The sequence below is a fragment of the Pseudomonas cichorii genome (assembly GCF_019719005.1).
GTDB classification, from domain to species: domain Bacteria; phylum Pseudomonadota; class Gammaproteobacteria; order Pseudomonadales; family Pseudomonadaceae; genus Aquipseudomonas; species Aquipseudomonas cichorii_E.
Genome location: NZ_JAIGPJ010000032.1, coordinates 1 through 11,286, shown reverse-complemented (window position 1 = coordinate 11,286; position 11,286 = coordinate 1). Strand labels below are relative to the sequence as shown.

At 60.1% G+C, this 11,286-nt stretch carries 6 protein-coding genes; 4 read left to right on the top strand and 2 right to left on the bottom strand.

Features of this window, described 5'->3' with window-relative positions:
- The first annotated feature begins 23 nt into the window (after positions 1 to 23).
- Positions 24 to 1,316 (top strand): MFS transporter, encoded by a 1,293-nt coding sequence (locus K5D32_RS19995; protein ID WP_025260727.1) that lies wholly within the window; start codon positions 24 to 26, stop codon positions 1,314 to 1,316.
- A 60-nt stretch (positions 1,317 to 1,376) separates the two neighbouring features.
- Here the strand turns inward: K5D32_RS19995 and K5D32_RS19990 are convergent, their stop codons facing one another.
- On the bottom strand, positions 1,377 to 2,642 hold the full coding sequence (locus tag K5D32_RS19990) for an MFS transporter (protein WP_221601546.1): 1,266 nt from the start codon (positions 2,640 to 2,642) through the stop codon (positions 1,377 to 1,379).
- Between the two features lie 95 nt (positions 2,643 to 2,737).
- The gene (locus tag K5D32_RS19985; protein WP_025260729.1) at positions 2,738 to 4,201 is read right to left on the bottom strand and encodes a glyceraldehyde-3-phosphate dehydrogenase; all 1,464 of its coding nucleotides are present in this window, start codon (positions 4,199 to 4,201) and stop codon (positions 2,738 to 2,740) included.
- A 215-nt stretch (positions 4,202 to 4,416) separates the two neighbouring features.
- On the opposite strand from K5D32_RS19985, the gene mfd reads away from it, so the two are divergent.
- From mfd to K5D32_RS19970, 3 genes are all read left to right on the top strand, one after another.
- Complete coding sequence (gene mfd, locus K5D32_RS19980; protein ID WP_221593897.1) at positions 4,417 to 7,869, top strand: transcription-repair coupling factor; 3,453 nt, start codon at positions 4,417 to 4,419, stop codon at positions 7,867 to 7,869.
- Between the two features lie 11 nt (positions 7,870 to 7,880).
- A complete protein-coding gene (locus tag K5D32_RS19975; RefSeq protein WP_221560753.1) occupies positions 7,881 to 8,405 on the top strand; it encodes a CsiV family protein in 525 nt (174 codons plus the stop codon).
- A 67-nt stretch (positions 8,406 to 8,472) separates the two neighbouring features.
- Complete coding sequence (locus K5D32_RS19970) at positions 8,473 to 11,208, top strand: DEAD/DEAH box helicase (RefSeq protein ID WP_221560752.1); 2,736 nt, start codon at positions 8,473 to 8,475, stop codon at positions 11,206 to 11,208.
- Positions 11,209 to 11,286: the final 78 nt, after the last annotated feature.

The window sequence follows — 11,286 nt, the reverse complement described above, 5'->3', positions numbered from 1 at the left end:
ACAGCCTAAGTGAGTATTTTCCAATGGCCTCAAACACAGGCAAAGGCAAAGCGATTTTTCGCGTTGTCAGCGGCAATTTCCTTGAAATGTTCGACTTCATGGTCTATGGCTTTTACGCCACGGCCATCGCCAAGACCTTCTTCCCTGCCGACAGCGCATTCGCTTCGTTGATGCTTTCGCTGGCCACTTTTGGTGCTGGCTTCCTGATGCGCCCGCTGGGTGCGATTTTCCTGGGTGCGTACATTGACCGTCACGGTCGCCGCAAAGGGCTGATCATCACCCTGGCACTGATGGCACTGGGCACCGTTCTGATCGCTTGCGTACCGGGTTATGCAACCCTGGGCGTTGCCGCACCTTTGCTGGTTCTGCTGGGCCGCCTGTTGCAAGGCTTCTCCGCAGGCGTTGAGCTGGGCGGTGTTTCGGTCTATCTGGCGGAAATTTCCACACCGGGCCGCAAGGGTTTCTTCGTCAGTTGGCAGTCCGCCAGCCAACAGGCCGCCGTGGTGTTCGCCGGTCTGCTGGGTGTGGGCCTCAATCACTGGCTCAGCCCTGACCAGATGGGCGAATGGGGCTGGCGCGTGCCATTCCTGGTGGGCTGCCTGATCGTGCCGGCCATTTTCATCATTCGCCGCTCACTGGAAGAGTCGCCTGAGTTCGAGGCTCGCACTCATCGTCCGAACCTGCGTGAAGTCATGCGTTCCATCAGCCAGAACTTCGGCCTGGTGCTGGGCGGTATGGCGCTGGTGGTCATGACCACTGTTTCGTTCTACCTGATCACCGCCTACACCCCGACCTTCGGCAAGAACGAGTTGCACCTGTCGGACATCGACAGCCTGCTGGTGACGGTCTGCGTGGGCATATCCAACTTTATCTGGCTGCCGATCATGGGCTCGTTCTCCGACCGTATCGGGCGCAAGCCGCTGCTGATCGCCGCAACCGTACTGGCCATCGCCACAGCTTACCCTGCCCTGTCGTGGCTGGTGGCACACCCGAGCTTCGGCAATCTGCTGATGGTCGAGTTGTGGTTCTCGTTCCTGTACGGCTCGTACAACGGCGCGATGGTCGTGGCCCTGACCGAAATCATGCCGGTCGACGTGCGCACCACCGGTTTCTCTCTGGCCTACAGCCTGGCGACCGCGACCTTCGGTGGCTTCACGCCTGCGGCATGTACTTACCTGATCCATGTACTGGATAACAAGGCTGCACCGGGTATCTGGCTGACTGGTGCCGCGATTCTGGGTCTGGTCGCTACACTGGTGCTGTTCCGCAAAGGCGGACATCAACTGCAAGCGCCTGGCGCTGCAGCGACTGCCTGATTCACGGCCCGCTTCAAGCCAGACAGTAATGCCCCGACCTCGTGTCGGGGCATTTTGTTTTCAGGCCTTCAACTTCCACGGCTTGAAGCTCAGCCACAGCAATACACCCGGCAACTGCAAGGCAACCATGAGGCCCAGTGACCACTGATACGCCTCGACCGGATGCCCTGCGCCCTCGCCCGCTGGCCATAGATTCAGCACGCCGCCCATCAGCCATTGCAGGAAAAACGCGAGGACGAACAGCACCAGATTGAAGGACGAACTCACCCGACCTGCCAATTCCGGGGAAACCGATTGGGCAATGATTGCGTAGTTCATCGTGGTAGATGTGCCAAAAAAGCTGAAACCCATGGCAATCAGGTACGGTGAAACCGGCAGGCCGCTGGCCATGAGCACCTGAAAGACGATGAAGATCACCATCCCCGCGCCACAGACCATGATCGGCTGCACCCCGAAACGGCGCAGATAATCGGTGATGGCGCCAAAGGCCAGGGAGCCGGCAACCATGGCGACCGTGCCGAACAGCAGCACACTGGCCATCTCCGAATCACTCAAGCCCACCATGTCATGCAGCCACGGCCCCATCCACAACGACAGGACCGACATGTAAATGGCATGGGCACAGACCGAGTACAGGGCCAGACGCCAGAAGGACCATGACAGGTAAAGCTTGCCCACGGCGGCAAACATGTCGGAGTAACGGGTGCGTTTGGCTTCGTAAGTGCGGGGAACGCTGAAATGAATGATCGCGGCGACACACAAGGTCAGCAGCGCAAGGATCAGAAACGCCTCACGCCAGGTGAACCAACTGAGCAATACATGCAGAGGTGTCGTGGAAGCCATGGCCCCCAGCCCGCCAATGGACAGCAGGCAGGCCGTCACCAGAGGCAAACGCTCCACCGGCAACCAGATGGCACAGGCCTTGATGGCGCTCATCAGCGACCCGGCAACCCCCAGGCCGATCAGACCACGCCCGACCATCAAGCCGGCTTCGGTACTGGACACGCTGAAGATCACCGAGCCCAGCACTGCCAGCAGCAACATGGGCGCCTGCACGCTACGCGGACCGTAGCGATCCAGCATGACCCCCAGCGGAATCTGCGCTGCAGCGAAGGCCAGAAAATACACACCCGTCAACAATCCCAGACTGCTGGCAGGCAAACCCAGGTCGGCCTGCAAGTCGACATAGATCACCGCATTGACCGTGCGGAACATGTAAGAGATGAAATGGCCCAGGCCAAAAGGAATGAAAATCGTCAGGAACAACAGGAAGAAGCTGCTTTTGAGCTGTTTTTGCGAACAATCCATCGTCGAACCACCGCTCATCGAGCGACTCTCCATAAACAAAACGGGCCGAAACCTGTAGATACAGGATTCGGCCCGTTTGGGGAACTGCCCGGCAATACCGGGCAGCTACATCATTACTGCGGGAAGGCTGGCGGATTGACGCCGGCGATATCTTCCATGACGCGAACAACCTGGCAGCTGTAACCGAATTCGTTGTCGTACCAGACGTACAGAACAACGCGGTTATCGTTGACGATGGTTGCTTCGCCATCCACCACACCGGCGTGGCGCGAGCCCACGAAGTCGGTGGAAACCACTTCCAGCGAGTTCACGAAGTCGATCTGCTTGTGCAGGTCCGAGTGCAGCGCCATGTGACGCAGGTACTCGTTCATTTCTTCGCGGCTGGTGGCTTTCTCGAGGTTGAGGTTGAGAATGGCCATGGACACGTTCGGCGTCGGAACGCGGATCGCGTTGCCGGTCAGCTTGCCGGCCAGTTCAGGCAGAGCCTTGGCAGCAGCAGTGGCAGCACCGGTTTCGGTGATAACCATGTTCAGCGCAGCGCTACGGCCACGACGATCGCCCTTGTGGAAGTTGTCGATCAGGTTCTGGTCGTTGGTGTACGAGTGAACCGTTTCAACGTGACCGTTGACGATACCGAACTTGTCGTTGACAGCCTTGAGCACCGGCACGATGGCGTTGGTGGTGCAGGATGCAGCGGACACGATCTTGTCGTCAGCAGTGATTTCACCGTGGTTGATACCGTGCACGATGTTCTTCAGCTTGCCCTTGCCAGGCGCAGTCAGAACGACGCGGTCGATACCCGGGCATGCCAGGTGCTGGCCCAGGCCGTCGGCATCACGCCATACACCGGTGTTGTCCACCAGCAGGGCGTCCTTGATACCGTACTGGGTGTAATCCACCTCGGCAGGGTTCTTGGCGTAGATGATCTGGATCAGGTTGCCGTTGGCAGTCAGGGTGCTGTTGGCTTCGTCGATGGTGATGGTGCCGTCGAACGGACCATGTACCGAGTCACGACGCAACAGGCTGGCACGCTTGACCAGATCGTTTTCCGCGCCTTTGCGGACAACGATGGCACGCAGGCGCAGGCCTTCGCCACCACCGGTCTTCTCGATCAGGATGCGGGCCAGCAGACGACCGATACGTCCGAAACCGTAAAGCACGACATCGGTGCCCTTGGCTGGAGTGGCGTTTTTCTTGCCAACCACACTGGCCAGTTCGTCACGCACGAACTGCTCGGCGGAACGGCCATTGCCTTCGGTCTTGAATTTCACGGCCAGCTTGCCCAGGTCCACCGAAGCGGCGCCCAGCTCAAGCTCACTCATCGCTTTGACGAGCGGGAAAGTCTCGTGCACGGACAACTCAAGTGCGTCGGACTGGCGATGACGCGCAAAGCGGTGAGCTTTGAGAATCGCGATGACTGAACGGTTGATCAGGCTGCGGCCATAGATCGAACTCACCACATTGTTATTGCGGTAGAGCTGACCGATAAGCGGGATCATCGCCTCGGCGAGTGCTTCACGATCGATCCATTCACCAAGACACTGGTCGGGCTTCTGAGTCACGGGAACCTTCCACATGTAGGGGCTGAAAAAAGGGGCTACATTATGCCGCCGCCTTTGTTTATGAGCAATGCGCCGTTGTCAGATCAATGCGCACTACATTTGTTCCTTGTACACGCAGGAAATTTCCGAGCAGGACTTTTACGCCTCAAAACCGACCTGAAAACTGACAGGCACCACCTTCCACCGGTACAATCGCCGCCCCTGTCGCAACGCCTGGAGCCTGACCTTCCGTGCCCGTTCTGCGTCTACCGCTTCTTCCTGCCGCTGCCGGCAAACAACACTGGGGCAACCTTCCCGGTGCCGCACTGAGCCTGGCGATTGCCGAGGCCGCGAGCGCCGCCAAGCGCTTCACCCTGCTTTTGACCGCCGACAGCCAGAGCGCCGAGCGGCTGGAACAGGAGCTGAGGTTCTTCGCGCCGACGCTGCCGGTCCTGCATTTCCCGGACTGGGAAACCCTGCCCTACGACCTGTTCTCGCCGCACCAGGACATCATTTCCCAGCGCATCGCCAGCCTTTATAGCCTGCCGGAGCTGGATCACGGCGTATTGGTAGTTCCCATCACCACAGCCCTACATCGGCTGGCACCGACAAAATTCCTGCTGGGCAGCAGCCTGGTGCTGGACGTCGGCCAGAAGCTCGATGTCGAAGCCATGCGCACGCGCCTGGAAGCCAGCGGCTATCGCTACGTCGATACGGTGTATGAGCATGGCGAGTTCACGGTGCGCGGCGCGTTGATCGATCTGTTCCCGATGGGCAGCAAGGTGCCGTACCGGATCGACCTGTTCGACGACGAAATCGAAACCCTGCGCACTTTCGACCCGGACACCCAGCGCTCCATAGACAAGGTCGAATCGGTTCGCCTGTTGCCGGCCCGTGAGTTTCCGCTGCAGAAAGAAGAAGTCACGCGCTTCAAGGCCCGTTTTCGCGAGCGCTTCGACGTGGATTTCCGGCGCAGCACGATCTTCCAGGACCTGAGCAGCGGCATCACGCCAGCCGGTATCGAGTACTACATTCCGCTGTTCTTCGAAGAAACCTCGACCCTGTTCGATTACCTGCCCCAGGACACTCAGGTGTTCTCACTGCCGGGCATCGAACAGGCTGCCGAAAACTTCTGGAACGATGTGCGCAACCGCTACGAAGAACGCCGCATAGACCCCGATCGCCCGCTGTTGCCGCCTGCCGAACTGTTCCTGCCGGTGGAAGACTGCTTTTCACGCCTGAAAAGCTGGCCGCGTGTGGTTGCCAGCCAGCAGGATGTCGAGCCCGGCGTCGGTCGCGAACGCTTCCCGGCCCAAGGCCTGCCGGATCTGGCCATCGAAGCCAAGGCCAACCAGCCACTTGCCGCACTGTCGAGCTTTCTCGATGAGTTCCCCGGTCGCGTGCTGTTCACCGCCGAATCCGCCGGACGCCGCGAGGTGCTGCTGGAACTGCTGGATCGCCTGAAACTGCGCCCAAAAACCGTCGACAACTGGCTGGACTTCGTCAACGGCAAGGACCGGCTGGCAATCACCATTGCGCCTCTGGACGAAGGCCTGGTGCTGGAGCAACCGGCGCTTGCGCTGGTGGCCGAGAGCCCGTTGTTCGGCCAGCGGGTCATGCAGCGTCGGCGCCGCGAAAAACGCAACGACGGTGGCAATAACGATGCCGTGATCAAGAACCTCACCGAGCTGCGCGAAGGCGCACCGGTGGTGCATATCGATCATGGGGTTGGCCGCTACCTGGGGCTGGCGACACTGGAAGTCGAAAATCAGGTGGCCGAATTCCTGATGCTGGCCTACGCCGAAGACGCCAAATTGTATGTGCCGGTGGCCAACCTGCACCTGATCGCCCGCTACACCGGCAGCGACGACGATACCGCGCCGCTGCACCGCCTGGGTTCGGAAACCTGGCAGAAAGCCAAGCGCAAGGCCGCCGAGCAGGTACGCGACGTTGCAGCCGAGTTGCTGGATATCTATGCCCGCCGGGCCGCCCGCGAAGGCTACGCTTTCGAAGACCCGAAAGCCGATTACGCGACCTTCAGCGCCGGCTTCCCGTTCGAGGAAACCCCGGACCAGCAGACCACCATCGAAGCGGTACGTGCCGACATGCTGGCACCCAAGCCCATGGACCGGCTGGTCTGCGGCGACGTGGGTTTCGGCAAGACCGAAGTAGCGATGCGCGCCGCGTTCATTGCGGTACACGGCGGACGTCAGGTGGCGATTCTGGTGCCTACCACCCTGCTCGCCCAACAGCACTACAACAGTTTCCGCGACCGCTTTGCCGACTGGCCTGTGCGGGTCGAAGTCATGAGCCGCTTCAAGTCCGCCAAGGAAGTGAGCGCTGCCGTGGCCGATCTGGCCGAGGGCAAGATCGATATCGTCATCGGCACCCACAAGCTGTTGCAGGACGATGTGAAAATCAAGAATCTGGGGCTGGTGATCATCGACGAAGAGCACCGCTTCGGGGTGCGCCAGAAGGAACAGCTCAAGGCCCTGCGCAGCGAAGTCGATATTCTGACCCTGACCGCAACACCGATCCCGCGCACTTTGAACATGGCGGTGTCGGGCATGCGCGACCTGTCGATCATCGCCACACCGCCAGCCCGCAGGCTTTCGGTGCGCACCTTCGTCATGGAGCAGAACAAGCCGACCATCAAGGAAGCGCTGTTGCGCGAGCTGCTGCGCGGCGGTCAGGTCTATTACCTGCACAACGACGTCAAGACCATCGAGAAATGCGCCGCCGACCTGGCCGAACTGGTGCCCGAGGCCCGTATCGGCATCGGCCACGGCCAGATGCGCGAACGCGAACTCGAACAGGTGATGAGCGACTTCTACCACAAGCGCTTCAACGTGCTGATCGCCTCGACCATCATCGAGACCGGCATCGATGTGCCAAGCGCCAACACCATCATCATCGAACGTGCCGACAAGTTCGGGCTGGCGCAGTTGCACCAGCTGCGCGGCCGGGTCGGACGCAGTCACCACCAGGCTTACGCCTACCTGCTTACACCGCCACGCAAGCAGATCACGCCGGATGCAGAAAAGCGCCTGGAGGCCATCGCCAACACCCAGGACCTGGGCGCAGGCTTTGTACTGGCCACCAACGACCTGGAAATCCGTGGCGCCGGCGAACTGCTGGGCGACGGCCAGAGCGGCCAGATCCAGGCCGTCGGCTTCACGCTGTACATGGAAATGCTCGAACGCGCTGTCAAGTCGATCCGCAAGGGCGAACAGCCGAACCTCGACCAGCCACTGGGCGGTGGTCCGGAGATCAATCTGCGGGTTCCGGCACTGATTCCCGAGTCTTACCTGCCGGACGTGCATACCCGACTGATTCTCTACAAACGCATTGCCAATGCCGCCGACGAGGATGGACTCAAGGACCTGCAAGTGGAGATGATCGACCGCTTCGGCCTGCTCCCAGAACCCACCAAGAGCCTGATACGCATCACACAGCTCAAGCTGCATGCCGAGCAACTGGGCATCCGCAAGATCGATGCCGGGCCTCAGGGTGGACGTCTGGAATTTGCAGCCGATACTCCGGTTGACCCGCTGACGCTGATCAAACTGATCCAGAGCCAGCCCAACCGCTACAAGTTCGAAGGTGCCACACTCTTCAAATTCATGGTCCCCATGGAGCGCCCCGACGAGCGCTTCAATACGATCGAAGCGCTGCTTGAGCGCCTGACCCCGAAAACTGCTTGAAGGATTCATCCATGCGTCTGTTTCGTTCATTGATCCTGCTGCTGACGCTTGTCGCTCCGACAGCTTTTGCCGACAGTCTGTACCAGGTGGAAATGATCCTGTTTCGCCAGCTCGGCGAACCTGCCGCTACACTGCAGTTCGCTCCTGAAGACTGGAGCGCGGGCGCCAAACGCATCGACTCCAGCAACGAGCGAAGCCCTGCCTTGAACGACATGGCCAAAAAGCTTCAGGACAGCGGCAAATATCAAGTGCTGCTGCAAAAGGCCTGGCAACAGAACATCGGCACCGAAAACAGCAAAATGGCCGTGACCAGCGGCCAGGAACAACTCGGCCACTTCCCGGTAGAAGGCACCATCAGCCTGGCAATCGCGCGCTTTACCGATGTATCCGCAGACTTCTGGATCAACCAGCTCGACCCCCATGGCATATTGATCAGCAGTGAGCACATGAAACAGACCGCCAGGGTCAAGAACGGCGAGCTGATCTATCTGGATAACAGCAATCTGGCTGTGCTGATAAAAGTTTCTCCCCTTTGAGCATTCAGGAGCGCGGCTGCGCTCCCTTTCTTTTGAGCATCGCTACGGCGTAGGGCTTTTTAAAACTGTGTCGTCCATTCTCGAAAAAGTCCTTGCCTCGGCATGGACACAGCTATTCAAACCCCAGACTCTTGAGCGGGGGTACAGCTATGCCCTGCAAAAACGCATCGCACTCGAAGAGTCCAGCCCGCAGATCATTCGCACCACCTGCCGGGGCTCGGGGTACGAGCTCTACACCCAGACCCTGCTGTTCAAGGACCCGGATCGCTACAAGAACTTTCTGGTCTGCAAATGCACCTGCCCGGTACACAATGACTGCAAGCACTGCGTAGCGGCCCTGCACTTCTTGCAGGACCCGGCCAACAAACAGGCCCTGGCGGCAGCCATGGCTTCCCATGCCCCCGAGGTCGTCGAACATCAGGCCACCCTGCCCGAGCGCCTGATCGACGACATGAAACCTGTGCCGCGCCTGATACTGGCCAGTATCGAGTTCAGTGCCTACGAACCTCGCAACGGCCGCATGCAGCGTCACATCCAGCACCGTGCGGCCCTGGCCTTTGCCTATGGCAAGCATTACGCCGTCGGCACGACCAACGTCAGTATTCTTGTCAGCTCACTGGGCAGCGACCTGGTCAACCAGAAGAGCGACATCATCGAGCACACCGAAACCGAAACCCTGCGCATCCGTCGCCAGGGCGAACAGGAGCGGCAGTATCGCCAGCAACTGAGTGACATCGGTTTCAAGGTCGCCACCCGACAAAGCAAGGCCCTGCCCGACAGCGCCGGTGACATGTACGAGCTGCCCACCGACAAGGCATGGCTGCATTTTGTACTGGACGACCTGCCAAGACTGCGCGAACAAGGCTGGGAAATCGAAATACGCGATGACTTCGGCTTCGATGTCACGCCCGTGGATGACTGGTATGCCGTCATCGACGAAGAAACCGAACGCGACTGGTTCGACCTGGAACTGGGCATCATCGTCAACGGCGAACGCCTGAGCCTGCTGCCGATCCTGATCAACCTGCTGCGCAGCCACCCGGAACTGATGAGCCCTTCGGCCGTTGCCAAGCGCGGCGATGAAGAACAGTTACTGGTCCAGCTCAACCACTTCACCCAGAGTGGCGGCGGCCCGGTGCAGGTCGCACTGCCTTACGGACGGCTCAAGCCGGTGCTTGCGACCCTGGGCGATTTCTACTGGCGCGAGGAAGACAGCAATACCCTGCGCATGAGCCGGGCCGATGCAGCGCGCCTGACCGAACTCGATGACTTGCCACTGGTCTGGCAAGGCGGCGACCGGCTGCGACAGTTCGCCGAACGACTGGTGAACATCAAGGATGCGCCGGTCAGCCTGCCCGAAGGGCTGAATGCCACACTGCGCCCTTACCAACTGGAAGGCCTGAGCTGGATGCAGTCCTTGCGCGAGCTGGAAGTGGGCGGCGTGCTGGCAGACGACATGGGCCTGGGCAAGACCCTGCAAACCCTGACGCACCTGCTGATGGAGAAACAGGCCGGACGCCTCGACCGCCCTGCCCTGGCGGTCATGCCCACCAGCCTGATCCCCAACTGGCTGGACGAAGCCGAAAACTTTACGCCCCAGCTCAAGGTCCTGGCCCTGTATGGCGCCAACCGTCATCAGGAAGCCAACAACCTTCAGGACTACGACCTGATCCTGACCACCTACGCCCTGCTGCCACGGGACCTTGAACTGCTGGAAAAGCTGCCGCTGCACGTGCTGATTCTCGATGAAGCACAGTACATCAAGAACCCCAACAGCAAGGCGGCCCAGGCTGCACGCAACCTCAACGCCCGCCAGCGCCTGTGCCTGAGCGGTACGCCACTGGAAAACCACCTGGGCGAGCTATGGTCGCTGTTCCACTTCCTGATGCCAGGCTGGCTGGGCAGCAGCAAGGAATTCAACAGCAACTACCGGACGGCCATTGAAAAGCACGGCAATGTGGACCGCCTGCACCACCTCAATGCTCGTATCAAACCGTTCCTGCTGCGCCGCACCAAGGAACAGGTGGCGACCGAGCTGCCGCCCAAGACCGAGATCATTCACTGGGTCGAACTCAATGACGCGCAACGCGACGTCTACGAGACGGTGCGCCTGGCCATGGACAAGAAGGTTCGCGACGAGATCACCCGCAAAGGCGTGGCCCGCAGCCAGATCATCATCCTTGAAGCCCTGCTCAAGCTGCGTCAAGTGTGCTGCGACCTGCGACTGGTCAACGACGACATGCCGGTCAATGCCAAACAGGGCAGCTCGGCCAAACTGCAAAGCCTGATGGAGATGTTCGAGGAACTGCTGGCCGAAGGTCGCAAGATCCTGCTGTTCTCGCAGTTCACCTCGATGCTGACCCTGATCGAGCAGGAACTGGAACAGCGCGGCATTCCCTACGCCCTGCTCACAGGCTCGACCCGTGACCGCCGCACACCGATCCATGAGTTCCAGAACGGCAAGCTGCCGGTGTTTCTTATCAGCCTGAAAGCCGGCGGCACCGGCCTGAACCTGACCGCTGCCGACACCGTGATTCACTATGACCCCTGGTGGAACCCGGCAGCCGAAAACCAGGCCACCGACCGCGCTTATCGCATCGGTCAGGACAAGCCTGTATTCGTCTACAAGATGATTGCCCGCGGCACCGTAGAAGAGAAAATCCAGCGCTTGCAGCAGGAAAAGTCCGCCCTGGCGGCAGGTGTTCTGGATGGTCGTTCGGCTGGGGACTGGAAGCTGAGGGACGAAGACCTGCAAGCGCTGTTCGCGCCGCTGCCGGCTGCGCCGAAGAAAGGCAGGAAATAATCCCCCCGTAATCAGATGGACTCGCCCCCGCCGAGGCGTCTATGCGCCACGGTGGCATCCTATAGATGTCAACGACAG

Excerpts from the sequence above, each read along its gene's own strand:
- K5D32_RS19995 (WP_025260727.1), top strand. The coding sequence starts at position 24 with ATGGCCTCAAACACAGGCAAAGGCAAAGCGATTTTTCGCGTTGTCAGC.
- K5D32_RS19990 (WP_221601546.1), bottom strand. The coding sequence starts at position 2,642 with ATGAGCGGTGGTTCGACGATGGATTGTTCGCAAAAACAGCTCAAAAGC.
- K5D32_RS19985 (WP_025260729.1), bottom strand. The coding sequence starts at position 4,201 with ATGTGGAAGGTTCCCGTGACTCAGAAGCCCGACCAGTGTCTTGGTGAA.
- K5D32_RS19975 (WP_221560753.1), top strand. The coding sequence starts at position 7,881 with ATGCGTCTGTTTCGTTCATTGATCCTGCTGCTGACGCTTGTCGCTCCG.